Here is a 25948-nt window from a genome sequence, read left to right on the forward strand (position 1 = left end):
GCTCAGGATGGCAGCACAATTCTATTTAGTCAAATGGTTTTCATAAATAATGATGACTGTTGCTTCTGCCGGTTTCCTAGGCAAAAAATCGAATATTAACGCACCGAACCATCATGATCCCAGGCTCGCCGCATGGCGCGCCGATGGATTGGAGGGGAAATGGTCGAGCAGGCCCCAGGCCCCGTGAGCGATCAGTTCGGCGCCATCCATTGTCTGGCGGACGGTCAGAGATGCTCGGAACATCGCTCTTGTGTGATCTTCGGTTGACAGCCCGTCCAGCCTTGGGGACGCTCGCGTGCGAGGCGACGAGTCGCCACCCAGTTGCCGATAGCGCCAGGAGTACAGATGATGCTGCATGCCCGCCCCTTCGAAATGATGCCCAAGCCGGGCGATGCGATTGCCGACCTTTCAACGCCGCGACCGGTCATCGACGAGGACAGGATGACGGCGAACATCGAGCGGGTGCAGGCCTATGCGGATAGCCACGGACTGGATTTTCGCCCACACATCAAGACACATAAGCTGATTAGCGTCGCAGCACAGCAGGTTGCAGCCGGCGCCAAGGGGATAAACTGCCAGAAGGTCACCGAGGCGGAAGTCTTCGCCGATGCGGGTTTCGACGATATCCTGATTACTTTCAACATCCTCGGCGCCGAGAAACTCGATCGCCTGGCCGCCCTCAACGAGCGCATATCGAGCCTCAAGGTCGTGGCCGACAGCCGGATAACGGTCGACGGACTATCGGGCCGTTTCAACGGTTCGAAGACGCTGAATGTCCTGGTTGAATGCGACACCGGTGCCGGTCGCTGCGGTGTCGCCGATCCTGATCAAGCCTTTGATCTGGCGCGATATATCCATGAGAGCCCGGGGCTCGTCTTCGGCGGGCTGCTGACCTATCCAAAGCCGGATTCGGCGCAGGCGGTCCAGGCCTATTTCGCCCGTGCTGCGATGCTGCTGGCAGATGCCGATATCCCATGCCCTGTCATCAGCCATGGCGGCACGCCGAGCCTGTTCGATGGTCACGATGTGAAGGCGGCAAACGAATACAGGGCAGGCACCTACGTCTATAACGACCGCTCGTTGATCCGCGCCGGGCACTGCACCGAGGCCGATTGCGCCATGACCATTCTTGCCACCGTCGTTTCACGCCCGGCACCCGGCCGCGCCGTGATCGATGCTGGAGTGAAGGTTCTCACCAGCGATCTGCTCGGCTTTTCCGACTACGGCCTCATTGTCGACTTTCCGGATGCCGTCATCAAGGCGCTCTCCGAGGAGCACGGCGTCATCGACATCTCCGCCTGCAGCGACACCTTTCCCGCCATCGGTGAAAAGATCCGCATCATCCCGAACCACACCTGCGTCGTGACAAACATGTTCGACACCATGATCTTCCATCGCCACGGCATCGTCACCCGCACCGAAGACATCGCCGCCCGCGGCATGGTCTGGTGAGGTTCCGAAAATTGGCGCTATTCCGTGAAGCGAAAGAGCAGGGTCGAGTTTTGGCTCTCATCAAGAGCTAAATATTGCCGACCGGTCCTGCGTTTCGGTTCTAACGAGAGGCTTGCGCATGCGGATGAAGCGTCGCACCAACTTTTTGTGCTGCTGCCGTCAGACGCTTATCTCTTGTCCACAAGCGCGACCCCTGGTCGAGCTTGTTGAAGTCAACAAGCGTGCGTCGTTGTAACCGAAGTCCATGCTGAATATCGAATGGCGATCAATTATCGTCATTACCTCTTGCATGGCTCGCGATCATTGCTTCGCGTTGAGCTGTGCCCCTTCGCCCGCGACGCACCTTGGTTTTCAAAGAGAGAAGGCTTTGGCTGGCGTCCTAGATCGGTAACGGCCCGGCATCGATCCACCATCTCGGTTTGCTTGGCGTGTTTCCAAGTTCAACACCGAAGGTCAATCCGCTCGGGATCGTCCCTGGAGGCCCGCCCGCGTACACGGGCGGGCCTCCGTGATGCTAGAAGTCCATACCAGCGCCGGCAGGCAGCGCCGGTGCGGCGTCCTTCTTGGGCTTGTCAGCAATCATTGCTTCTGTCGTGACCAGCAGGCCGGCGACGGAGGCTGCATCCTGCAGCGCGGTGCGCACCACTTTGGCGGGATCAATGACGCCCTGGGCATAAAGATCGCCGTATTCGCCGGTCTGGGCGTTCCAGCCAAAGGATAGATCGGTCTTTTCGCGCAGCTTGCCGACGATGATCGAACCCTCGGCGCCGGCGTTTTCCGCGATCTGGCGCACTGGTGCCTCGATCGCCCGACGAACGATGTCAATCCCCACGCGCTGATCGTCATTGGCTGTAGGCAGGCCATCCAGGGCCCTGACCGCGCGCAGGAGTGCCACACCTCCACCGGGTAGTATACCTTCTTCGACGGCGGCGCGGGTCGCATGCAGCGCATCGTCGACGCGGTCCTTCTTCTCTTTTACTTCGACTTCGGTCGATCCGCCGACACGGATCACGGCCACACCGCCAGCGAGCTTGGCAAGACGTTCCTGAAGCTTTTCGCGGTCGTAGTCCGAGGTGGTTTCCTCGATCTGAGCGCGGATCTGCGCAACGCGACCGTCGATCTCGACCTTTGAGCCAACGCCATCGATGATGGTGGTATTTTCCTTCTCGATTGCCACCTTCTTGGCGCGGCCGAGCATATTCAGCGTGACGTTTTCAAGCTTGATACCGACATCTTCCGAGATGACTGTTCCGCCCGTCAGGACGGCGATATCTTCAAGCATCGCCTTGCGGCGATCACCAAATCCCGGAGCCTTGACCGCGGCAATCTTGAGGCCGCCACGCAGCTTATTGACGACGAGGGTTGCAAGCGCTTCGCCTTCGACGTCTTCTGCAATGATCAGCAGCGGCTTACCGGATTTCACCACCGATTCCAGAACCGGCAGCATCACCTGCAGGTTGGAAAGCTTTTTCTCGTGGATGAGGATGTAGGGATCCTCAAGCTCAACCCGCATCTTGTCCTGATTGGTGACGAAATAGGGGCTGAGATATCCGCGGTCGAACTGCATGCCTTCGACGACTTCCAGCTCGGTTTCAGCCGTTTTGGCTTCCTCGACCGTGATAACGCCCTCATTACCGACTTTTTCCATTGCTTCAGCAAGATACCGGCCGATCTCCTCGTCGCCGTTGGCGGAGATGGTGCCGACCTGGGCGATTTCGGAATTGCTGGTGATCTTGCGAGCGTTGGCTTTCAGTTCATTGACGACCGCATCGACGGCGATGTCGATGCCCCGCTTTAGGTCCATCGGGTTCATGCCGGATGCCACCGCCTTGGCACCTTCCTTGACGATCGCCTGGGCCAGAACAGTCGCGGTGGTGGTGCCGTCGCCGGCGAGATCGTTGGTCTTTGACGCCACTTCGCGTAGCATCTGTGCGCCCATGTTTTCGAACTTGTCTTCAAGCTCAATTTCCTTGGCGACAGATACGCCGTCTTTGGTAATGCGCGGTGCGCCGAACGACTTGTCGATAACAACGTTGCGACCTTTCGGGCCGAGCGTGACTTTCACGGCATTCGCCAGAACGTCGACCCCACGCAGCATGCGTTCACGGGCATCGGTGTTGAATTTGACTTCTTTCGCAGCCATTTTTTTAACTCCTCAATAGGCAGCTATTTGACTGATGGTTAGACAGGTCAGGCTCAGGCGGCCTTCTTCTGCTCGACTTGGGCCTCGATAACGCCCATGACGTCGCTTTCCTTCATGATCAGCAGGTCTTCGCCGTTGATCTTGATTTCGGTGCCGGACCACTTGCCGAACAGGATGTGGTCCCCGGCCTTGACGTCGAGCGCCTGGATCTGACCGGCTTCATTCCGCGCGCCGGGCCCGACGGCGATGACTTCGCCTTCCTGCGGCTTTTCCTTGGCGGTATCGGGGATGATGATGCCGCCCTTGGTCTTCTCTTCAAATTCGACGCGACGGACGAGAATGCGATCATGAAGCGGTCTAAACGACATGTTTTCCTCCATGGACAAACAATGTTGACGTTGTTGCCCGGCCGGATTGCCACAGTCGGGCGGGAACGAAACCTCTTTGAGCGTTTCGTGCAAAAAATCTATTTTCCTATTTTTTTGATTTCAAGAGGGTATCGGAGAAAAATTAGCACTCGGTTTTGACGGCTGCTAACACTCTGGAAAGGCATGATAATATCATTTTTTCGTTTGGAAAGGTTGATGACCGCAGACAGTTGAGGCATCCTCCTGATGTCACAAAACGGAGATGAAAGCATGAATTTTTCATCTGATCTGGAGCGCCAGCTGAAAGGCTATGGGCTGACAACCGCCCATATTCTCTATCGCATCCCGGATTTCGAATCCGTCCTGCAGACCTACGTCTGGCAGGATTACGATCTCGCCCCTGACTTTCCCGAAATGCGCAGGTTCTTGGATTTCTGGCAGGCTTCCCTCGATGGGCCGCTGCATTCGGTGCGTTATAGCCACCAGCGCCTGATCGGCCCCAATGAGTGGCGGCGCGTCGACGGGGAATTCCAACTCCACTGAGGCTTGAAGCTGATTTCCTCACTTCCTAGCTCATCGGGCGGCCGAGGCTTGATGAGCTCTGCCGACTTGTCCACGTTTGTATGGAGTGAGGCCGCATGGAAGAAAACATCAATATCATCAAAAGCGCAAGCATCCCCGAGCGGGAGGAGATCATCGTCGATTTTGCCCGTTGGCTTGAGACCGCCTCACAGGAGGCTGTGGTGTATGGCGAGGGACGTTTTGCGATACTGTCGGCCAATATGGCAGAAGCAATCCGCATCAATGCCGATGAACTTGCTCGTGACAGGCCCGAGGTTGCCGAGCGGGTCTTGCAGCAGGCCTTTGCGATGATATCGCAATTCAAGGCAGCTTATCCGCATCGTGTTATCAGCCGCTCTGTACATTAAGCCGCGAGGCAGACAATCGGACCAACCGACCGTTTCACAAGGACGATCGGCGCGGTCGTTGCCGCGTGTTTCAGGCTGCGTGTCATTCGAGAAGTTCTTGTCCGGGACAAGGCGAGCGAATTTTTTCACAATGGCCCTTGAACCTAAAAATTGCAAAAACCAATTCGAATGAGGTCAGCCGCTGATGACAGGTCCGACATCGGTCCGACGCTGCCTTTTGGCGCTTTCGTAACCATGCTGCTTAGAGGAGGATATGGCTATGGCAACATCTTACGACTATGCACCGCTGTTCCGCTCGAGCGTCGGCTTCGATCGGGTGCTCAACCTTCGGGAAAACGCTGAGCGCGCCCGCTTGACCAACGACTGGCCGCGCTTCGACATAGTCAAGAATGATGACGACACCTACCGGATATCGATCGCGGTGGCTGGCTTTGCCCAGGACGACCTCGACATCAGCTTACAGTCCAAGCTGCTGACTGTCACTGGCAGGAAGCAGGAAGCATCCACCGATTGCTGCCTGCATCGCGGTATCTCCGCCCGTCCGTTCGAGCACCGGTTCGAGCTTGCCGATCATGTCCGGGTGAACGGAGCAGATCTGAGCAACGGTGTCCTGTCGATCGATCTCATTCACGACATCCCAGAGGCCCTAAAGCCGCGCACAATCTCAATCCAAAACGAGGCCGCTTTGACCTCTGCCGCTCACGCGCAGATCGAAGCTCGCAAGGCTGCTTGACTCTGTCGTCTTGGCTAAACCGGGCGCAGTTGTAGCGGCGCCCATCAACATTCGGGGTTGGAAAGGAGAGAGCTATGAAATCCGATATGTTCAGACAGCCCGTTTCCATTCTTGTCGGTCTTGGCTTTCCGACGGAAGTATGCGGCGTGATGGACGCCTACCGGCATCTCATCGAATGGCCTGCCTCACTTAGAGACCCAGCCCATTCGGTTGTGCTCAAGGCATGCAATGCCGCGTTGCGGGGTGAGATCGAAGCAGAGACCGTGCGGGGACTGTTTGCCGCCTTTGCCGAGAAACACGATCTGCTGGCGCCCGAAACAAACGTGATCGCCCCGTCACGCCAGCGGCGTGACCGGGATCCTCAGGTACGATGAGGTAGACCGATGATGCACACAATGTTGCAGCAGGCCGCCAACAATGCAATGGCGATGGGGCCGTCGGTTCTTATTCAGGGCATGAAGCTTCGGAGGCCGATCGACGTGGTGAGAGCGCCGACTCTTTCCGTCGATGACAAGCGCGCTATCCTCGCGGCGTGGGCGTCGGATTTCTATGCGATCGACTCAAAGCCCGGCCTTCGTCAACTGCCAGGAACGCCAGAGCCAATCGCGATCGATGAAGTGCAATCTGGCCTCGAAGAGCTCGATCGGCGGTATGGGATCTGATGGGTTGCGTGTTCAGGCTAACTGCTTGATCGCCTGTTCGAGCGACCGCTGACCGTCGCATCGGCACCTCACGGGTTTCAGGGGGCGATACGACGTTAGCAAGACATTTGGGGACCCCACTGCCGGGCACTCTGTTGTCACTATGCCGGAAGGAGCCCGGCAATGCGATAGGCGTCGATCAAGGCATCATAGAGTGTTATGTCTGATCGACTCCTTGCCATTAGCTGGGCGCCGGCCACGGCGGCGAAGATGGCATGAGCTCGTGCTTCGCTCTCTTCATGGCCGACAATCCCTGCAGCAAAAAGGGTTTTGCTCAGCCACGCCACGTTGACATCGGCGAAAGTCTGCACTTCTTTTTTTAGCGCCTCAGGCAAGTCGTCGTACTCGGCACCCATGAAGCTGCAGAGGCACATGCGGTTGTCGTTCTGCAACGCCCAACGAAATGTCTCAGGATATCGATGCAGGGAGCGGCCCGGATCGTGCGGCGTCTCTGCCAGCAGACCCTCAAGGTATTCGGCCGAGTCTTCCCAGTATCGCTTCGCCACGGCGGTCGCGAGATCCGCCTTGCTCGGGAAGTGGTAGTAGAGGCTTGCGGCCTTGATGCCAACATCCGCCGCCAGATCGCGGACGCTCAGTCCTCCGTAACCATGCGCCTGCGCCATTGTTCTGGCTGCCAGCAAAATCTTCTCTCGAGAATCCGAACTCATTGTCTACCTCGCTTCCGGTTTCGTTCTAGCGGCAGGAAGGGGCTTGACCAACCAATTTTTACGCTCTAGCTTTTGACTACCAAACGTTAGGTAGATATACAAGCGAATCTCAAAGGAGCCTCACATGAGCACAACTCTCACCAATCTCGATGCCACCAAACTGGCCGAACTTATCCGCACCAGGGATATCTCGCCCGTTGAAGTCGTCCAGGCGCACCTGGATCGGATCGCTTCAGTCAACCCAAAGGTCAATGCGATCGTCTCGCTGGCAGAAGGCGCACTCGACGCTGCCAGGTCAGCAGAGGCATCCGTCCTCGCCGGCGAAAAGCTCGGCCCACTCCATGGCGTCCCATTCACAGTCAAGGATTCAATCGACACAGCAGGTGTCCTCACGCAGCGCGGTTCGCCCATCTTCAGGGGCCGCACTCCAGATGCCGACGCCACAAGTGTTGCCCGAATGAAGGCGGCTGGCGGCATCCTCCTGGCAAAGACCAATCTTCCGGAATTCTCCTACTGGATCGAAAGCGACAACCTGCTTACGGGCCGCTCGAACAACCCCTGGAACCTCGACCGCACACCTGGGGGGTCGAGTGGCGGCGAGTCCGCTGCAATTGCCGCCGGCATGTCGCCGCTGGGTCTGGGCACCGATCTGGCGATCTCCATCCGTGGACCGGCGGCGCAGACCGGCATCACATCGATGAAAGCAACCCATGGCCGCATCCCCATGACGGGGATCTGGCCGCGGGCACCTCGCCGCTTCTGGCATGTCGGTCCGATGGCCCGTAGCGTTCGCGACGTCGCATTGGCCTATTCGTTGATGGTTGGGCCGGACGGGGCGGATGGCTTTGCATCGAGCACGGCCCAGTTCGATACGGGCGTCGGGACGTCGCCAGATCGTCCGATCCGTGTTGGCTGGCTGGTCGAACCTGGATTTGGTCCGATCGACTTGGAGGTGGCCGCCACCGTTAAGGCCGCCGCCGAAGCGCTCGAAGGCCAGGGCGCGATCATTGAGCAGGTTCGTATTCCGGCGCTTGAGAAGGATTTTGCGCTCGATGTGTTCAACCGCCTTCACGTGATGGAGATGAAGCCCGATTTCGCGGAGGCGACGGCCGGTCGCGGCCAGGACGAATTGTACATGATGGCAAAAGCCATGCTTGCTGCGCCCGACACCATTATGAAGGACTATATTGAAGCCGAGCAGGCGGCCGAGAGCCTGAGGGATGGTTTTGCCGACTATTTCCAGCGCTACGATGCGCTGATCACCCCTGTGCAGCCAATCCCGGCCCAGAAACATGGCACTACGGAGTTCCTGATCAACGGCCAGACTGTAGATGCGACCTATCTCCAGGGCTCGACCGTGCCCCTGAACGTCACTGGCCTGCCGGGTTTGACAATGCGGTTTGGTACCAGCCACGACGGCATGCCGATCGGCATCCAGTTGGTTTCAAGGTGGCAGGCAGAAACGACGATCCTGCACCTTGCTGCACTGCTGGAATCGGTCAGTACGGTTCGCGATCTGCGGCCCGTCGTCTGAATTGACGCAACCAGAGCACTCCGGCATAACCGCGGTGCTCAGTTGCCTGCTGTCATTCCAAGAAGACAGGTCAAACGGGAAGTGTCATCCGCATGAGCAGACCGCCTTTGGCAGGAAGCTCCGCTTCCACATGGCCGCTGTGGCTGGCGAAAGCATGTTTGGTGATTGCCAATCCGAGTCCGAAGCCGGGGGTACCTTCAGGCACATCGTTTCCACGGCGGAACGGCTGGAATATGGCGGCGAGGATGTCTTTCGCTATGCCGGGTCCTTCATCGAGGACTGTGATGACGAAGTTTTGGCCGGCTCTTTCTGCGCAAATGACAACCCTTGAATCCGGCGGCGCGTATTTTACGGCATTGCGCACGACGTTTTCGATAGCCCTGTAAATAAGCTCGCCATTTACCGATGTGACGAAAGATTTCGCGCCTTCGTAGGTGACGTGGATGTTGCGGGAGGCGCCTTCAAAAGCGCAGTCATCGACAATCTCCTGAAGCAAATCGACCAGATCGACAGTCTGCCGCTCCATTGGCTGTTTGTCGCTCGCCGTCAGTCTCGCGAGCGTCAAAACTTCACCGACGAGGTCGTCCATCCGCGCGATCTCTCGCTCAAGGCGCTCGGCCATAGCCTGCAACCGGCTGGGATTCTGCTTCAGCAGCCCCACGGCCGCCTGAAGTCGAGATAGGGGCGACCGAAGCTCGTGAGACACGTCGTGGAAAAGACGTCGCTGGATATCCTGGAAATCCTGAAGACGGGCGGCTGTCACGTCGAAGTCATGGGCGAGCGCTTGAATCTCGTCTCTTTTCAGATTGGTGTCGCCGCCAATCCTGACATCGAAGTGACCCTGCGCAAGTGCGCGAAGACCGCCTCGCAACTGCTCTACCGGTCGTGTCAGATACTGGGCTAGCCAATAGGCCGTAACCGCAGCAGCGAGCATTGCCGACGACCAGGGGACGAGCTTTGGCAGATTGCGCGCCAAAAAATCGATTTCTGTTGTGACTGCGATCACTTGATAGCACTGGCCACCATAGAGGATACGTCGCTCGAATTGACCCGTAACCTTTGTTGCACATGCCATGGAATCTCCAATGACCGCCAGGCTCAGATGAACGGGTGAGGGTGTCGTGGCGACTGCCGTCAGGTATTGTTGTGTTATCCCAACACCGTTTTTCGCCAAGAGCACTGCGGCTGTATCAAGTGCCAGGCCTGTTCTTTGATCGCGAAGTTCCTCGGGGAGGGGTAATACGCCGAAAACGGAATTGATGACGAACAATAGCGCAAGCGACGCCGCCATCGTCAGCCAGACAATCGCGAAAATTCTCCAGAAGAGCCTCCGCATCAGAGTGCCTGCACCAGCTGGTATCCTTGCCCACGGATCGCGCGGATCCACGAGGTGCCGTCAGCACGAACACCGAGCTTTTGACGGACGCTGCTGATGTGCACATCTATGCGCCGGTCAAACGGCGTCAGCGGTCGACCGAATGCACGCCGGGAGATTTCCTGTTTCGGTACAAGCTGTCCGGCGTTGCGCGCCAACACGTCGAGAATATTGTATTCGGCACCCGTTAATTCCAGCGGCTTTCCCTGCCATTGCGCTGCTCGGCCCGCAGAATTCAGGATCAGGTCGCCGACACGAAGAATATCCTGTTCATCAAGTCGGCCTCCGGCTCGCCGGAGGATGGCGCGGATGCGCGCGACAAGCTCACCCGGAGAGCAGGGCTTGGCGACATAATCGTCGGCGCCGAGGTTAAGGCCGGAAATCCGGTCGATGTCGTCCCCTTTCGCCGTGAGCATCAGGACGGGAACATTGCCAAGGCGGCGGATACGCTGCAACGCATCGATGCCGTTCATTCTCGGCATCATGACGTCGAGAACGATGATGTCGACCGATTGGTCGGCGGCACCGGAGATGCCGACCCGGGCGTCAGTCGATGTTTCGACGTCGAATCCCTCTTCCACGAGATATTCGCTGAGAAGCGTCGTCAGCTCGATATCATCGTCGATGAGAAGAACTTTCGGCATCTTGGCTTCCACGTTGTCAGAGATAAACGAATATACAGAAGACGGCGAACCGGTAGAAGTTTTACACAACTTTACACTTCCTTAACGGCGCTTAACATCGCAGTCGCTATCAGAAGATCCGTCGGCAATTGCCTCGGAGCCAGTTTGACCAAGATGACCATAGCCCAAGCCCGGTTTCTCTGGCCGAGCGTCCGTGAAAATGCTCCTCCCAGGTCCAACGGCGCATTACCGGCCAACCGCCATTTCCATGTTGCCCGACATCATCGTCTCTGGGCAGGCCTTAACGGAGCGCCCCGCCAGTTGTGCGCGCTGCTTCTGGTCGCCGGCGGGCTCAGTGGCTGCGTCGTGGGTCCGGACTACCAGAAGCCAAGCTTCCCTATGGCTGCAAGCTGGAGCGGGAAGGCGGCCGTCCATGCCGATAAGCCGCCTCAGTTGGCTGAGTGGTGGAAGCAAATGAAGGACCCAATTCTGGACGATCTCATCGCGCAGGCCGTTGCCGCGAACCTAGATGTTGCCACCGCAAAGGCCAAGGTGCGCGAAGCGCGTGCCAGCTATCGAGAGCAGGTGGGCACACTGCTTCCATCGCTCGAGGGTACGGCATCTGCGACGCGCAATCGCACCGCCGCTGCCGCCGGCGCGCCGGCGACGATCTACAACAATTACCAGCCGGGCTTCGATGCAAGCTGGGAACTCGATCTGTTCGGAGGCAACAAGCGCGCGGCGGAAGCCGCGAAATACGGGGTCGATGCGGCAGACGAGGAATTGCGCGATACGCTCGTGACCCTGATCGGGGACGTTGCCACCTATTACATTCAGGCACGGGAATACCAGCAGCTCACCGAACTGGCTCGCGATTCTTCCAAATCCCAGAGCCAGACTGCATCGCTCACACGGACGGAATATGGGGCGGGCGGCTCATCGATGGTGGATGTCTCCAAGGCCGAGGCGCAGGCTGCCTCCACCCATGCCGATATCCCGACCTATGAAATCTCCTATGCCAAGTCCGTCAACAGGTTGGGTGTGCTGCTCGGCAAGTCCCCGCTCCGGCTTGACGGCCTTCTTGGCAAGAAATCGAGGCTTCCAGCGCCTCCTCCGAGGCTATCGGTCGGAATACCCGCTGACATCTTGAACACCCGACCCGACGTCCGCCAGGCTGAACGGCAACTGGCCCAGGCGACCGCAAAGATCGGTGAGGCTGAGGCCAACCGGTATCCCTCGGTGAGCCTGACCGGATCCATCAATTCATCTGCCGCGAGCGTCTCGGAGCTCGGAAAGAAATCCACGATCGGCTGGTCGTTCGGGCCGTCGCTTACAATCCCAATCTTCAAGGGTGGCCAGTTGAAGGCAGCGGTCGATGTCGCCAAGGCGCAGCGCGACCAATACGTGTTCGCTTATCAGTCAGCCGTCCTCTCCGCTTTGGAGGACGTTCAAAACGCCATCGTTTCCCTCAATCGATCGCGTGCCCGGTCGGTGGACCTCGGCAAGGCTGTCGAAGGCTATCGCACGGCCGCCAATCTCTCCAAAAAGCTCAAGACATCCGGTGAAGGCGATCTGTTCGATGTGCTGGACGCCGAGCGCTCGCTGTACTCCGCTCAACAGAACCTCATCGAGACCAGGACCGATATCGCCACTTACTACGTCTCGCTGAACAAAGCCCTCGGGGGCGGTTGGACCGGCCCAATTGACATTTCACAGCCTGCCGCGCGCGACCTGGTCGAAGCGCCGCACCTACGAGCAAAGCCAATCGCCCAATGACAAATTCGCGCCAAATCGAACCGACTGAAAATTCCCGACATCGCTCTAACCGTCTCGTTCATCGGGTGCTGGCGACTGCCATCGTCACCTGTTGGGTAGGCGTGGCACAGGTCTCGGCGGAAGAACAGGCAAAGACCGAGGGAGCAGCTGCATTGACGGTGGTCGCGGTCAACCCGGAAACCAAGGACTGGCCCGAAACCGTGCCGGCGACCGGCTGGCTCAAGCCGTGGCATGAAGCCGTCATTGAATCCGAAACGAGTGGGCTGCGTATCACCGAGGTCCTGGCGGACGTCGGCAGCGTTGTAAAAAAGGGCGACATTCTGGTTCGGCTCAACCAGGAGACAGTAATTGCGGATCTGCGCAAGGAGGAAGCCGCTGTCGTATCCAAGCAGGCATCCCTGACAAAGGCGAAAGCGGATGCTGACCGGGCCCGCCAAATGAGCGGTTCGGGAGCACTTTCCGATCAGAAGCAAGTTGAATATCTCACGACAGAACAAAGTGCGCAGGCGGACCTCGATTCCGAACAGGCTACGCTTACAAGCCAGCGCATCAAACTTGCGCAAACCACGATTGCCGCCGTCGATGACGGCATCATCACGTCGCGATCCGCGTCCTTGGGTGCCGTGGTATCCACAGGAACGGAGTTGTTTCGTCTCACGCGTCAGCAACGCATCGAGTGGCAGGCTGAGATTCCGACCCAATATCTTATGAAAATCAAAGAGGGGCAAACCTCGGAGATCAGACGTCCCGACGGCGCAACTTTCAAGGGTACCGTCAGGCTCATCGCGCCGACAGTCAGCACCGATACGGGTCGCTCGATCGTGTACGTGGCCTTGCCCAAGGAGCCGCAGCCCAGGTCGGGCCTCTATGTGTCGGGCACAATCGATATCGGCAACAAGGACGCCCTGACTGTGGCGGAATCCAGCTTGGTCTTCAAAGACGGCATCAATTACGTTTTCACAATCGATCAGGCGCACAAGGTTCACCGGACACGCGTCGATGTCGGTCGCCGCAGGGACAACCGGGTCGAAATTTCTTCTGGCTTGAAGGGCGATGAGGCAATTGTTCAGTCTGGCGGTGCTTTCCTGTCGGAAGGCGCGCTCGTGAAGGTTGACGGGGCGGCACAATGAATATTTCCGCATGGTCCATCCGCAACCCTGTCCCGCCAATCCTGCTTTTCGCATTGTTGACCGTTTGTGGGCTGCTGGCGTTCTCCAAGCTGCAGGTCCAGAATTTTCCGGACATGGATCTTCCCACCATCAAGATTGCCGCATCGCTGGAAGGCGCGGCGCCGACCCAGCTCGAGACGGAGGTGGCACGGAAGATCGAAGACAAGCTCGCGACCCTGAGCCTTCTCGATCACATAACGACGACGATCACCGACGGGTCTGTCGCCATCAGCGTCTCGTTCAAGCTCGAAAAAAACAGCGAAAGCGCACTGAACGAAGTGCGCAACGCGGTCGACAGCGCCAAGAGCGATCTTCCGTCGGAAATGGATTCGCCAACGGTCTCGAAGGTTACGGTCCAATCATCCGTCCTCGTCGCCTACGCCGTGCGCTCGAAGCAATTGAACGAGACCGAGCTCTCCTGGTTCGTCGACAACGACATGACCAAGGCGCTCCTGTCGGTCGGCGGAGTAGGGGAAGTCGATCGGCTGGGCGGGGTTGATCGCGAGGTCCATATCGACCTCGATGCCAACACCATGACCTCGCTCGGGGTGACCGCATCGGATGTGTCTGGACGGGTTAAATCTGTGCAGTCGGACAAGTCCGGCGGTCGCGGCGACATCGGCTCTTCGCGTCAGACCATTCGCACGCTCGGTGCCGTTCCGTCCGTCGAGGATATAGCGACGTTGGCGATCCCCCTCTCGACGGGACAGAGTGTCCGGCTCGACGAGCTTGGGAAAGTGACGGACAGCTTTGCGGAGCGCTCGTCCCTTGCCTATCTGAATGGAGACCGGGTGATTGCCGTTCAGATCAAGCGATCCAATGGGTTTTCGGACACGGCCGTTGCCGAAGATATTCAAAAGGAGATGAAGGCGTTCGCGTCGCAGCATCCCGAAGTGGAGATCGTCGATGCGTATACGACAGTCAATCCCGTCGTCGAAAATTATGACGGCTCGATGGAGATGCTTTACGAAGGCGCCATTCTCGCTGTCATTGTGGTATGGCTATTCCTGCGGGACTTCCGCGCAACATGCCTGTCCGCAATAGCCCTGCCGCTTTCCATCATCCCCACCTTCTTGGTGATGCATTTCTTCGACTACAGCCTCAATACCGTTACACTCTTAGCATTGTCACTGGTGGTCGGCATTCTGGTCGATGACGCGATCGTCGAGGTGGAGAACATTTCCCGCCATCTCCAGGCGGGCAAGACGCCGATGAACGCGGCGATCGAAGCTGCCGACGAAATCGGTCTGGCCGTCATCGCAACCACATTTACCCTTGTTGCGGTTTTTCTACCAACGGCCTTCATGAGCGGCATTCCCGGTCTGATTTTCCGGCAATTCGGGATCGTTGCCTCCGTCGCCGTGCTATCCTCACTTCTGGTGGCCCGCTTTCTGACGCCGATGATGGCCGCTTATCTGTTCAAGCCGGGTCAGGCTGAAGCGGCAGACGGCCGGATCATGGGGGCCTATATTGCGCTGGTCAAAACCTGCCTCAACCATCGCAAGATGACGATGCTTGTGACCGGCATCTTCCTTGTCCTGTCCTTGTCGAGCATCCCGTTCCTGCAAACCGGCTTTTTCCCCGCCTCGGACGACGCCCAAACGCAGGTCACCCTGACGCTTCAACCCGGCAGCACACTGGACCAGACGGATGCCGTATCGAGACGTGCGAGCGACATCGTCTCCAAACTCACCGATGTCACGCAGGTCTTCAGCGTCGTCGGCAGTTCCTCAAGCAGCAGCGGGATAGATTCCACGACAACGGCGGATGTGACGAAGGCGACCCTCGTCGTGAACCTGACCGACATCAAGAAGCGCAGCAGAAAGCAGGCTGCGATCGAGAGCGACATCCGTAACGCGCTCTCCTCTCTTGCCGGCGTGCGCGTCGAGGTCGGGACCGGCGGTAATGGCACCAAGCTCGAGTTGACGCTGGCCAGTGATGATCCCACCAGCCTGGAGCAGGCGGGAAGTGCGCTCGAGGAACAGCTCCGGACACTCAAGGGCATCGGTGCGGTCACCTCGAGTGCATCGCTGCAAGCCCCAGAAATCCAGATAAGGCCTGATTTCGCAAAGGCTGCGGCGCTGGGGATTACATCGGAAACGATCGCCGAGGCGGTCCGGGTGTCCACCAATGGCGATTACTCCAACGCACTGGCCAAACTCAATCTGCCGCAACGCCAAATTCCAATCCGCGTGCGTTTCAATGCCAACTCCCGCGAGGATATCGATGCCATATCGCAGCTGCAGGTGGCCGGCGCGAACGGCAAGGTCGCGCTCGGAAGCATCGCCGCGATTTCGATCGGCGGCAGTCCATCCGAGCTCGATCGGATCGATCGGGCCCGAAACATCACGCTGTCCATCGAGTTGAACGGGCGCATCCTGGGGGACGTGAACAAGGAGGCCCAGGCGCTCTCCGCACTTCGCCAGCTTCCGCAGGGTGTTCACCAGGTGGAGCAGGGGGAGTTGCAGCGCAGTTCCGAGCTTTTCACCAGCTTCGGGACCTCAATGGGCATCGGGATCTTTTGCATCTATGCGGTCCTTGTTTTGCTCTTTCATGACTTTTTCCAGCCCGTCACCATCCTGATGGCGCTTCCGCTCGCACTCGGCGGTGCATTGGCACCGCTCCTCATCACGGGAACGAGCTTCTCCATGCCAGCCATTATCGGGCTGATCCTGCTGATGGGCGTGGTGTCCAAGAACTCGATTCTCCTCGTCGAGTACGCGATCATGTCCCGCCGAAACGGCATGGCGCGCTTCGAGGCACTGGTCGACGCCTGCCACAAGCGAGCCCGGCCCATCATCATGACAACCATCGCCATGGGAGCAGGCATGATGCCGGCCGCCATGAGCCTGAGTGGCGGCGATTCGAGCTTTCGCCAGCCGATGGCGATCGTGGTCCTAGGAGGCCTGATTACATCTACGTTCCTCAGCTTGCTCATCATCCCGACCGTCTACACCTTCGTGGACGACCTCGTCGGCCTGCTAAAACGACTGTTCGCAAGCAAGGCGGAGCAGTCGGCAGAGGGCCTGCAAATGACGACGGCAACGGCAACAAAATGATCTGGATCATCCCAGTCACGGGAGGACTTCGGCTCGACGGTAAAAGCCCCTCGCCGATTTCGTGCGTCCAAAGCCGGCCTTTCGCCCCTATGCAACCGCAAGCCGGTCATTCTCATCGGGTCGGAACGGGCATCGGCCCGCTGGCGGCTTTGCGCGCGCCGACGACTCGCTGCAGCCGATTAACCTTCAATTCGGCACCCGTCACCCTCTAAATGACGCGCTATGGGCCGAGGAGATTTCCGATTGGAGGACTAACGCTCGGCTGACCTTGGTCTTGACCGCTTATTCGGGGACACAGACGCCTAGGTCCTGGACATTCTGCGCAACGAGCTCGTTCTTTCCGTCCTGTTCCTGTATTATGACCTCATAAGCTCTCTGGATGCGGTCTTTTTGAATCTTGAATTGTCTCAATCCGGAATTGGCTGTTCTCATTCAGCGATTGCACGTAGAAAACCATCTTGTCTCTTGCATCGGCTGGCTTGGCGCCGCGGTTCTCGGCGCAAATGACGGTATCGTCGCGACGGCGAGCCTGATCGTTGGTGTAGCGTCCACCTCCACTGCTTCTTCGGATATACTCGTGGCCGCCATTGCCGGCATGGTGGCGGGTGCAATGTCGATGGCGGCTGGCAAGTATGTATCCGTCAGTCAGCGTGAACACTGCATAGTTCAAGCTTCTTCTGGCCAGGTCAGGTCGGGGCCAATCCGATCCGCCACTGATAAGGCGGCGGCGTGCCGTTCACGGCGAAATCGCCAACGATTCTATCTTTGTAAATGCGTGGATTATGTGATGCCAGCGTCCGGGCATTGCGCCAATGGCGGTCGAGGCCGGCTGAAATCCGGGTGGCGGACGCCCCAAGCGCGTCGAAGGCAATCGTTGCGGCTTCGAGAACGAGATTGCTTGTGACGGTGACGGCCTGCGAGGTTTCCAGCTCGGCGATGGCATTGGCCCTCTCCTCGGCCTCTGGATCGCCGGCAAAATGGGCCTTATGGGCCCGCTCCACGGCGGCGGCAACCTGCAGCACAATCGCACTTGCGGCATAAGCGTTGGACCGCAAGCGACCGACTACCTGCAGGACCTGTGGGTCCTGGCTTGAGCGCGGCGCGGCGCTGTTCGAATAATGGCGAGTGCGCGCCGCTACAGCCTGCGCCACCTCGTTAGCGAGCGAACGGCCGATACCTGCGAGAGTGGCAAGATGGACTAGCTGGTAGAAGGCGGCGCCGTAGCGGAACTTGTCGTCGTCGACGACAATGTCACCGGGATCGACAACCGCGTCCGTAAAGACGGTCGTGCCGCTCGCCGTCAGCTTCTGGCCAAAACCGTCCCAGTCGTCGACAACGTTGACGCCGGGATCGTTACGCCGAACCTGTAGCGAGACGCCCTCTCCCTCCAGCCCTGTCGCGCCGACGTCGATCCAGTCGGCGAAGATGGATCCGGTGGTGTAGTATTTGGTGCCGTTAACGACGAGCCCGCCGTCCTTGCGCGAGACCCGCGTCGAGAAGGCATCCTGCTTGGCGGCCCCGACCTCCGTCCACGCATTGCCAGCTATCTCGCCTCGGACAATGCGTTCGACCCAGCGCTGGCGAGACCCGCCGGGCGCCTTGTTAACGACATCCTCGACAAATCCGAAATGCCCGCGCAGCGCTTGGGTAATGTTTGAATCGGCGTTGGAAAGCTCGATCAGTATGTTGGCCAGTTCCGGCAAGCTCGCACCCATTCCGCCTTCGGCGACCGGTATGCGCAGTGCGCCCAGTCCCGCTTGCTTCAACCGGTCGATCTCGGCCTGTGGCAAGGTACGCATCAACTCGCGGTCGAGCGCGCCTTTGGCAATATCGTTGAACAGAGGGCGGAAGCTCGAAGCCAGTTCCTCATAGCGTTCGGTTGGGCCTGCACCCCATGCAAGATCTATCTGGGTGGTCATCATGAAGTCCTTGTCAGTTTTGGATCTAAAGGAACCGTCAGTTAATTGTGACTGCTGCCGCGCCGCCAAGATAAAAATCCTGAACATCCTCGCGAGCGCGCAAGTCAGCTGCAGTCCCCGAAACGGCGATGCGCCCATTTTCCAAGATGTAGCCGTAGTCGGCGTATTTGAGCGCGAGATTGGCATTCTGCTCAGCCAGCAGGAAGCTGACGCCAGACTGTCTGTTCAGCGCCCGGATGATCTCGAATATCTCCTGGACGATAATCGGTGCCAGGCCCATTGACGGCTCGTCCAGCAGTACGAGGCTGGGCTTTGTCATCAATGCTCGACCGATTGCCACCATCTGCTGCTCGCCGCCCGAGGTCAGGCCAGCTTTTGTTCGACGCTTGTCGCGAAGACGCGGGAACCAAGCATAGATCTGCTCAAGATCGTCGAGTAACGCCCGGCGCGACGGTTTTCGGACAAATCCGCCAGCGAGAATGTTCTCTTCGACTGTCAGTTGCGGGAAGCAATGGCGACCCTCCAGAACCTGAACGAGTCCTTTGCCCACCAGCCTTGAAGCTGACGACGTACTAACGGATTGGCCGCGCCAACTGATGCTGCCACGACTTACCTTACCGCGCTCGGAGCCCAAGAGATTGGAGATTGCCTTCAGGGTTGTCGTCTTACCGGCGCCGTTCGCGCCGAGGAGGGCAACTATCTTGCCTTCCCCGACCGAAAGCGACACATCCCGCACGGCGAGAACGGCCTGCCCGTAGACGGCCTCTATCTCCTTGACTTCGAGAAACCCTTCCGCCTGTGTGGCCATGTTACATATCCTTTTAGTGTTAGTTGACCGCGTCGGACGGACGGGGCGTGATGCTTTTTTCTTTCGCGTAGGCTGCGGCCCTGGCGTAGATGGCATCCTTGAACAGCGGTCGATCTCCTTTCAGCCAATCGGTTTTTGCCGTCCATCTCGTGCCGTCCCACTGGACGATCTTGGCAGCGGGACTGCCCTCGTGATCCTGTGGCGTCACCTTGATTGGGCTTATGAGGCCCGTGGCACCGAGTTCCTCGATACGCTCGGCGGTCAGGTTGAGATGTTCAACGGCCCACTGCCCTTCGGCTGAAGTCAAAGGCCGGTTTCCGTACTTGGCTTGTCCCGTCCGCAGGATCTCGGTGTAGAGGATCGCCTGCAGCAGGCCGGCATTGTAATAGACCGAACCGAACTTCGAGCCGTCGCTCAGATCTCCCTTGCCGGCATCGATGATGTTCTTCTTAATCTCCTGGCTGACCTTGAAATCTGTCCCAGACGGGAACACGGAGACCGCCAGATAATTTTTGGCGGCTGGTCCGGCGGGACGCGCGTCTTCTTCCGATCCGGTCCATATATCGCCTATGATGTGGTCGGCCGGGAAGCCGACGCGGGCCGCAGTCTTCAGGCCAACCGGCGACATCACGCCCCAGGCTCGGAAGAAAACCCAATCGACGCCGGCGCGCTTGATCTGCTGCCACTGCGCCTGCTGCTGTTGGCCTGGGTCCGGAACGGGGATCTGGATATTTTCGAAGCCGTATTTCTTGGAGAGGATCGCCATGGGCTGGATGGTTTCACGCCCATAACCCGAGTCGTGGTAAAGGGTGGCAATCTTCAGTCCCTTCAGCTTGTCATAGCCGCCCACCGTATTGGCGATGTGCTCGACGACGATTGAAGCCTCGGTCCAGTAGTCGAATAGCAGCGGAAACTGATAGGGAAAGACGCTTCCATCGACGGCATCGCCCCGACCGCCGGCGACCGACACGATCGGCAGCTTGTCTTGGCGGGCCTTGTCGGAGACGGCGGCGTCGAAGCCGCTCGATGTGGTGAAGAGCACAGCAACCGGAGCGCCGGCATATCCATTTTTATAGCGCTCGTAGCATTCGAATGCGCGTTCGAGCGTATACGCCGTTTCACATTCCTGAACGAAGATCTTGACGCCGTTTACCCCTCCGTTCGCATTAATATAGTTGAAATAATCCCGATAGCCGGCCCACTGCGGAATGCCGGATGGCGCGTAGGGCCCGGTGCGGTAGGAAAACAGGGGGAAGAGCTGCTGGCCACTTCCCTCTTCCGCGTGTGCGGCTGCGCCGAGAGTTGATAAAGCGATCAATGCTGTGGCGCTGAGCGTGATTGTCTTAGAAAAAAGAGACATGGTAACCCCTTGATGCGGTGGTTGAAGGATAGCGATGAGAATGATTGATCGGGGCGACCGCCATTTGCGCTTGTCGCCAACAGGCTTCATTCGGACCTTTTTGCCCTAAACATGCCGACCGCGCGGCGAATGAGCGCCGTCAGGCCGTCCGGCTCCTTGATCAGCAGGACGATGATGATGACGCCAAAGACGATGCGCTGCAGGTTTGTCAGGGCGCCTTGGTCACCGATGAAGGACAGGTGGGCTGCCAGGACGACGCGATCGAGCAGGATCGGCGTCAGGACAATGAAGGCGGCGCCGAGGAAGTTGCCGAAGATGGTCGCAACGCCTCCGATCAGGACGATGAACAGGATCTGGAAGGACTTGTCGAGACTGAAGGTGTGGGCGTCCGACGTACCGAGATAAGCGAATGCCCAGAGAATGCCGGTGATGCCAAGAAAGAAGGAACTGATAGCATAGGCTTGCAGCTTGCGCCGCGCGACCTTGATCCCGAGCACCGATGCCGCCGTCTCCATGTCGCGGATAGCCATCCATTCGCGCCCCAGGCGGCTCCGGACGATGAGCAGGGCGAGACCGACCAAAAGGGTCGTGACGCCGGTGGCCAGCAAATAACGGCCCAGCGGCGTTTGCAGGTCGTAGTTAAACAGGGTCAGACGCGGCGCCGAAATAGTCAGCGACTGACTGTCGTTGGAGAACCAGCTGAAGTTGCTGAACAGCCATTCGAAAAGGAACTGTGCACCCAGCGTTGAAGCGCTAAGATAGAAACCCTTGATGCGCAACGCAGGCAGGCCGAAGACAACGCCGGCAAGTGCAGCAACGAGCCCCGAGGCCAAGAGGACGACTGGCAGCGGCATGCCAGGAACTCTCAGGATGAAATTGTACGCGGAAAAGGCGCCGATGGCCATGAAGGCGGCAGAGCCAAGCGACACCAGCCCTGTATAGCCCTGCAGAAGATTGAGGCCGATGCCGGCAAGTCCCATGACGACCGTCGGGATGATGATGGAACTCAACCAATAGTCATTGGCGATTGCCGGTATGAGTCCGAAAACGACGGCTAGGCCGGCGGCGATCAGGAGGTATCGCGCATTGGGCGCAATACGCCCACTGGTGGGAAGGCTTGTATATTGAAATGCGGTCATCATCACACCCTTTCGATTTCGCGCTCGCCGAACAAGCCTGAGGGCCGAACGAGGAGGAAGGCGATGGCGAGAATGTAGGCGAACCAGGAGGAGACACTGCCGTTGACTAGCGGGCCTATGTAGATGTCGGCCAGCGCCTCGCTGGCGCCGACGATCAGACCGCCCGCAATAGCTCCCGGGATTGACGAAAAGCCGCCGATAATAAGTACCGGTAGCGCCTTTAGCGTAATGAGGGACAGCGAATACTGAACCCCTTGGCGTGCGCCCCAAAGTAAGCCGGCGACAAGGGCGACGATTCCTGCAACGCTCCAGACGATCCGCCAAATAGCGGGCAAGCGGATGCCGATCGATTGCGCTGCCAGCGTATCGTCGGCGACAGCCCGCAGCGAGATCCCCATGCGGGTCTTGTTGAACACCAAGGCCAGCACTGCCACCAATGCAACGACGATGAACGACGCGACGATGTCAAACTGGCTGATGAGGATGCCGCCGTAACTCTCGGCGATATCCTCGACACCGATGTCGAGCATATGGACGTCGGTGCCCATAAAGAACTGCGAGGCGCCGTCAACCACGAAGCTCAGACCAAGCGTCGCCATGAACAACGTCAACGGATCACGGTTGCGCAAGGGTCGCAGAACCGTCGCCTCAATCAGGACAGCCGCAGCTATCATCAGCGCGACCGTCAGCACGAATGCGATCCAGAAATTTACCCCATGTTCGACAAGCGTGACAAAGGCAAGGGCGGCGAGGAACACCATCGATCCCTGGGCATAATTGAACACGCCGGAGGCCTTGTAAATCAGCACGAAACCGATGGCGACGAGCGCGTACATTAGCCCCGCAAACAGTCCGGTGACCAAGGTTTCAAAGAAAAAGGACATGGGCTCTCCTCAATGAACCGTGCCGAGATAGGCCGCGATGACGTCTGGATCGGCGCGCACTTCAGCAGGAAGGCCGTCGGCGATCTTGCGGCCGTAGTCTAGAACGACGACATGATGAGCAAGGTCGAGCACGATGCCGACATCGTGCTCGATCAGCACGACGGTCGTCCCGAAGGTCCGGTTGACCTCCGCAATGATCCTGCTCATCTCATGCTTTTCCTCTTGGTTCATGCCGGCCATCGGCTCGTCGAGGAGAAGAAGTTTGGGATCAGCAACGAGGGCACGACCAAGGTCGACCCGCTTCTGCAAGCCGTAGGGCAGGGTCGAGACGATGGTCTCGGCATGCCGCTCGAGGCCGAGGAAGGCTAGTATACTTTCGGCGCGGGCAAGGAATGTCCGCCGCTCCTCCCAATCGCGCCCGATGCGTAGGATGTTCTCGACAAAACTTGCCTTGCCATGCCGTGAAAGACCGGCCAACACGTTCTCGCGGACCGAAAGCCTACGAAAGAGAGCATTATGCTGAAAGGTTCGCCCGATGCCGAGACGCGCGGCCTTTTGCGGCCGGATTGCCTCGAAGCGCAGGCCGTCAAAGACGACGTCGCCTGAATCGGCATGATAGACTCCGTTGATCACGTTTAGCAGCGAACTTTTACCTGCGCCGTTCGGCCCGATCAGGGCGCAGATTTCCCCCGGCTGCACCGAGAAGCTAAGGGCGCTGATCGCAGTAACGCCCTTGAAGGAAAGTGAGACGTGATGCAGTTCCAGAAGCGCCGACATTACAAGCCCGCAGTTCTAAGCTGTTGCGTTGCCGCCCGTTCAGTCTGGCGGCGCTTGAAAGCCTCGATGTCGCGATATGCGTCTGCGGGATGAGATTTGGCAAGATATGGACCTTCGCCGAACAGTTTTTCCCGCAACGTTCCCGGCCGGTACGCGGTTGGATAGACCCCGCGCTTCTGCAATTCCGGTACGAGCAGATCGACGGCCTGCTCGAAGCTTTCGGGCGTTACCGCGTAGGCAAGATTGTAGCCATCGACATCGGTCTCTTCCGACCACTCCTGCAGGATGTCGGCGATAGTCGACGGCGAACCCACGAAGACTGGCCCAACACCGCCGATGCCGCCCCAGCGGGCGAGTTCCTCCACGGTCCACGCCTTGTCCTTGCCAGCGAAATGCTCGACCATCGAAACGATCGCATTGGTTTCGACCTTCTTCAAAGCATCGGTCGGCGCGTACTGGCCAAAATCGATGCCGCTCCAGCCTGACATGAACACCAGCGAACCGTCATAAGAGCTATGGGCCTGGTATTCCTCGAAGCGCTTTCGTGCCTTCTCGTCCGTCTCGTCGATGATCAGCGTTGAGAGATTGTAGATCAGTACCTTGCGTGGATCGCGACCGGCATCGGCAGCCCGCTGGCGGATCTCGGCGACATAGGCTTTGAGCAATGATTTGGTCGGCGCGCCAACGAAGACGCATTCCGCGTGTGCTGCGGCGAAAGCCTTGCCCGACCCTGAGGCGCCAGCCTGGTACAGGACGGGCGTACGCTGCGGCGAGGGCTCGCTCAGATGATAGCCCGGGACATCGAAGTATTTGCCTTTGTGGCCAATCTCGTGCACCTTGCTGGGGTCGGTGAAGATGCCGCGAACCGCATCGCGCTGAACTGCGCCTTCCTCCCAGCTGCCCTCGAACAGCTTGTATAGGACCTCAACATATTCGGCAGCGATTTCATAGCGGTTGTCATGCCCCTTCAGACCAAGCTGGCCAATATTCTTCGCACCGCTTTCAAGATACGAGGTCACGATGTTCCAGCCAATGCGCCCCTTAGTGTGGTGATCGGCCGTCGCGAGGCGGCGCGCGAAGGTGTAGGGATGTTCGAACGATGTCGATGCGGTGATGCCGATGCCCAGGTGTTCGGTCGCAAGCGCGATGGGTGCCGCCAACTGCAGAGGATCGTTGACTGGAATCTGTGCCGCCTGCTCAATGGCGTGATAGTTCGAACCCTTATAAACGTCATAATAACCGATCACGTCGGCAATGAAGATGCCATCGAAGATTCCCCGCTCAAGTGTTCTAGCCAAGTCCTGCCAGTAATCTAAGTCTTTGTATTTCCAGGACCTATCACGCGGGTGTTTCCATAGGCCGGGAGACTGATGTCCGACGCAGTTCATATCAAAGGCATTGAAGCGAATTGAACGCGACATGGCGGCTCCGGCTGCTCGTTTTACTGAACGAGAATCTAATCGGCCGCTTTCCAAATGCATAGTTAGTATATATTTTTAATAGAGTACTTCGTAGAGTTTTTTTCTCCTTTTGCGCTGCCGGAGGTCATCTCTGACACTTGGTCAGCCGTGAGCTCGAATTATTTTCCATTGACTATAATCCTTCCACACATTGGCTAGCGAGCGCTTCAAGCCCGCTATAATCCAATCAACCATCGCCACTCATGCGGTTGATCGAGAAGCTTTCGTTCGGCGTCGGTTTGAAATTTAAGGGCCTCGCTGCGCTGTAGATTGCCACCATCTGGTAAAGCGGCCCAGTGGGGATGCCCTTGGCGATCCAGTTCGAGACTTTTTTGCGAGTCGGCGAGGCGGCGCTTGTCGTCTGAGGACGAGCCAGCCTTGTTGACCAGGCTGCCGATTTCCGGCCTTTTCGCGACTGTCCAGCTGCTGCCGGGGTGGAACAATGAGGAGAGGGCGTCGTCGGCATGCGCAGGAGAACGCGCTGATGGCGAGGGTGGGGCCATCTGCCGTCCCCTTCTGGATAAGCTGCAGAAAGGCGGGGTGTCGACCTGAACCATATCGGCATCGAAACCTAGGTCCTGCAATTCCTGCAGGATAGCTTCAGCAACGCGTTGGTCGAAGAACGCGCCAGTCGTCAGGTGTAATTTTAGGGGTTTGCCGGCTGCGGCGATCAGCGCCGTGGCTCTGTCGAGATCGTATTCAAGGCCCGAAACACTGTCGCTCCAGTCGAAATGCGCCGGAGTCACCATCTGCGCAAGCGGCTTGTTGAGGCCGTCGAGAATACCTTGTGTTATGCCGTCCTTGTCGATGGCATAGACCGGCGCTGACGCAGCGCCGAATTGTCGAATGGCGGCTTCTTTGAATTGATGCGGATACGGAAGCGTTGCGCCGAAGACAGTGCGCGCAGGCGAATTTTTCGGGCTCAGGTTCAAGGTTAGGCGTTCATTTCTTCAATCTACTAACTCTATCGACAATATTGGTATGTGGCGGCCGACCGGGCTGTATCTGGCACCCGCAAGCCGCAGATACCACGTCGACGATAGGATCATTCAAATGCTCAATAGACAGAAG

At 58.4% G+C, this 25948-nt stretch carries 24 protein-coding genes and 2 pseudogenes; 11 read left to right on the forward strand and 15 right to left on the reverse strand.

The genetic code is table 11. The features are described 5' to 3' along the window. Positions 1-111 precede the first annotated feature (111 nt). Entirely contained in the window at positions 112-243 is a 132-nt protein-coding gene (locus J5274_RS28905) for a hypothetical protein (protein ID WP_257625674.1), read from the reverse strand. Positions 244-348: 105 nt separating this feature from the next. On the opposite strand from J5274_RS28905, the gene J5274_RS21190 reads away from it, so the two are divergent. Beyond that, entirely contained in the window at positions 349-1452 is a 1104-nt protein-coding gene (locus tag J5274_RS21190) for an alanine racemase (RefSeq protein ID WP_374113762.1), read from the forward strand. A 100-nt stretch (positions 1453-1552) separates the two neighbouring features. Here J5274_RS21190 and J5274_RS28910 read toward each other — a convergent pair. From J5274_RS28910 to J5274_RS21200, 3 genes and pseudogenes are all read right to left on the reverse strand, one after another. Beyond that, positions 1553-1771 (reverse strand): annotated as a pseudogene (locus J5274_RS28910) (type II toxin-antitoxin system VapC family toxin); the annotation flags it as partial. Positions 1772-1966: 195 nt separating this feature from the next. Continuing rightward, on the reverse strand, positions 1967-3595 hold the full coding sequence (gene groL / locus J5274_RS21195; protein WP_209187797.1) for a chaperonin GroEL: 1629 nt from the start codon (positions 3593-3595) through the stop codon (positions 1967-1969). 53 nt (positions 3596-3648) lie between these two features. Beyond that, entirely contained in the window at positions 3649-3963 is a 315-nt protein-coding gene (locus tag J5274_RS21200; protein ID WP_142831658.1) for a co-chaperone GroES, read from the reverse strand. 270 nt (positions 3964-4233) lie between these two features. On the opposite strand from J5274_RS21200, the gene J5274_RS21205 reads away from it, so the two are divergent. The 5 genes from J5274_RS21205 (at position 4234) to J5274_RS21225 (ending at position 6287) form a co-directional block, all read left to right on the forward strand. Continuing rightward, entirely contained in the window at positions 4234-4506 is a 273-nt protein-coding gene (locus J5274_RS21205) for an usg protein (protein ID WP_142831659.1), read from the forward strand. A 95-nt stretch (positions 4507-4601) separates the two neighbouring features. After that, positions 4602-4892 (forward strand): hypothetical protein, encoded by a 291-nt coding sequence (locus tag J5274_RS21210; RefSeq protein WP_142831660.1) that lies wholly within the window; start codon positions 4602-4604, stop codon positions 4890-4892. A 259-nt stretch (positions 4893-5151) separates the two neighbouring features. Further along, a complete protein-coding gene (locus J5274_RS21215; protein ID WP_219274967.1) occupies positions 5152-5625 on the forward strand; it encodes an Hsp20 family protein in 474 nt (157 codons plus the stop codon). Between the two features lie 74 nt (positions 5626-5699). Further along, positions 5700-5999 carry a DUF982 domain-containing protein gene (locus J5274_RS21220; protein ID WP_142831662.1) on the forward strand — a complete coding sequence of 100 codons (300 nt, stop codon included), beginning with the start codon at positions 5700-5702 and terminating at the stop codon, positions 5997-5999. 9 nt (positions 6000-6008) lie between these two features. Next, positions 6009-6287 carry a hypothetical protein gene (locus tag J5274_RS21225; protein WP_142831663.1) on the forward strand — a complete coding sequence of 93 codons (279 nt, stop codon included), beginning with the start codon at positions 6009-6011 and terminating at the stop codon, positions 6285-6287. A gap of 140 nt (positions 6288-6427) precedes the next feature. On the opposite strand, the gene J5274_RS21230 is transcribed toward J5274_RS21225, so the two are convergent. Further along, positions 6428-6994, reverse strand: coding sequence for a TetR/AcrR family transcriptional regulator (locus tag J5274_RS21230; RefSeq protein WP_142831664.1), 567 nt, complete (start codon positions 6992-6994; stop codon positions 6428-6430). Between the two features lie 124 nt (positions 6995-7118). Between J5274_RS21230 and J5274_RS21235 the strand changes: the two genes are divergently transcribed. Next, positions 7119-8528: an amidase gene (locus tag J5274_RS21235; protein WP_219274968.1), complete on the forward strand. Its 1410-nt coding sequence runs from the start codon at positions 7119-7121 to the stop codon at positions 8526-8528. Between the two features lie 70 nt (positions 8529-8598). On the opposite strand, the gene J5274_RS21240 is transcribed toward J5274_RS21235, so the two are convergent. Together J5274_RS21240 and J5274_RS21245 are read right to left on the reverse strand one after the other, a co-directional pair. Continuing rightward, positions 8599-9864 carry a HAMP domain-containing sensor histidine kinase gene (locus J5274_RS21240; RefSeq protein ID WP_209207080.1) on the reverse strand — a complete coding sequence of 422 codons (1266 nt, stop codon included), beginning with the start codon at positions 9862-9864 and terminating at the stop codon, positions 8599-8601. Continuing rightward, a complete protein-coding gene (locus tag J5274_RS21245) occupies positions 9864-10547 on the reverse strand; it encodes a response regulator transcription factor (protein WP_209185833.1) in 684 nt (227 codons plus the stop codon). Before J5274_RS21245 ends, J5274_RS21240 begins: the two co-directional genes overlap by 1 nt. A gap of 153 nt (positions 10548-10700) precedes the next feature. Between J5274_RS21245 and J5274_RS21250 the strand changes: the two genes are divergently transcribed. The 4 genes and pseudogenes from J5274_RS21250 to J5274_RS21265 all read left to right on the forward strand — a co-directional run. Then, positions 10701-12302 carry an efflux transporter outer membrane subunit gene (locus J5274_RS21250; RefSeq protein WP_219275670.1) on the forward strand — a complete coding sequence of 534 codons (1602 nt, stop codon included), beginning with the start codon at positions 10701-10703 and terminating at the stop codon, positions 12300-12302. After that, the gene (locus tag J5274_RS21255; protein WP_219274969.1) at positions 12299-13432 is read left to right on the forward strand and encodes an efflux RND transporter periplasmic adaptor subunit; all 1134 of its coding nucleotides are present in this window, start codon (positions 12299-12301) and stop codon (positions 13430-13432) included. The genes J5274_RS21250 and J5274_RS21255 overlap by 4 nt, the downstream gene beginning before the upstream one ends. Beyond that, positions 13429-16530, forward strand: a complete 3102-nt coding sequence (locus J5274_RS21260; RefSeq protein ID WP_219274970.1) for an efflux RND transporter permease subunit — start codon at positions 13429-13431, stop codon at positions 16528-16530. Before J5274_RS21255 ends, J5274_RS21260 begins: the two co-directional genes overlap by 4 nt. 430 nt (positions 16531-16960) lie before the next feature. Continuing rightward, a pseudogene (locus J5274_RS21265) lies at positions 16961-17182 on the forward strand (VIT1/CCC1 transporter family protein); the annotation flags it as partial. A gap of 34 nt (positions 17183-17216) precedes the next feature. Here J5274_RS21265 and J5274_RS21270 read toward each other — a convergent pair. From J5274_RS21270 to J5274_RS21305, 8 genes are all read right to left on the reverse strand, one after another. After that, positions 17217-18449 (reverse strand): acyl-CoA dehydrogenase family protein, encoded by a 1233-nt coding sequence (locus J5274_RS21270; protein WP_142831670.1) that lies wholly within the window; start codon positions 18447-18449, stop codon positions 17217-17219. A gap of 37 nt (positions 18450-18486) precedes the next feature. Next, entirely contained in the window at positions 18487-19257 is a 771-nt protein-coding gene (locus tag J5274_RS21275; RefSeq protein WP_142831671.1) for an ABC transporter ATP-binding protein, read from the reverse strand. Between the two features lie 19 nt (positions 19258-19276). Further along, complete coding sequence (locus J5274_RS21280; protein ID WP_142831672.1) at positions 19277-20617, reverse strand: ABC transporter substrate-binding protein; 1341 nt, start codon at positions 20615-20617, stop codon at positions 19277-19279. A gap of 86 nt (positions 20618-20703) precedes the next feature. Further along, complete coding sequence (locus tag J5274_RS21285; protein ID WP_224128293.1) at positions 20704-21756, reverse strand: branched-chain amino acid ABC transporter permease; 1053 nt, start codon at positions 21754-21756, stop codon at positions 20704-20706. A gap of 2 nt (positions 21757-21758) precedes the next feature. Continuing rightward, positions 21759-22640 (reverse strand): branched-chain amino acid ABC transporter permease, encoded by an 882-nt coding sequence (locus J5274_RS21290; RefSeq protein ID WP_142831674.1) that lies wholly within the window; start codon positions 22638-22640, stop codon positions 21759-21761. A 9-nt stretch (positions 22641-22649) separates the two neighbouring features. Beyond that, the gene (locus J5274_RS21295; RefSeq protein WP_142831675.1) at positions 22650-23417 is read right to left on the reverse strand and encodes an ABC transporter ATP-binding protein; all 768 of its coding nucleotides are present in this window, start codon (positions 23415-23417) and stop codon (positions 22650-22652) included. Further along, complete coding sequence (locus J5274_RS21300) at positions 23417-24838, reverse strand: LLM class flavin-dependent oxidoreductase (RefSeq protein WP_219275671.1); 1422 nt, start codon at positions 24836-24838, stop codon at positions 23417-23419. Before J5274_RS21300 ends, J5274_RS21295 begins: the two co-directional genes overlap by 1 nt. 215 nt (positions 24839-25053) lie before the next feature. Then, a complete protein-coding gene (locus tag J5274_RS21305) occupies positions 25054-25809 on the reverse strand; it encodes an ABC transporter substrate-binding protein (protein ID WP_244615510.1) in 756 nt (251 codons plus the stop codon). Positions 25810-25948: the final 139 nt, after the last annotated feature.

Source organism: Rhizobium sp. L51/94 (genome assembly GCF_019355555.1).
GTDB lineage: Bacteria > Pseudomonadota > Alphaproteobacteria > Rhizobiales > Rhizobiaceae > Rhizobium > Rhizobium rhododendri.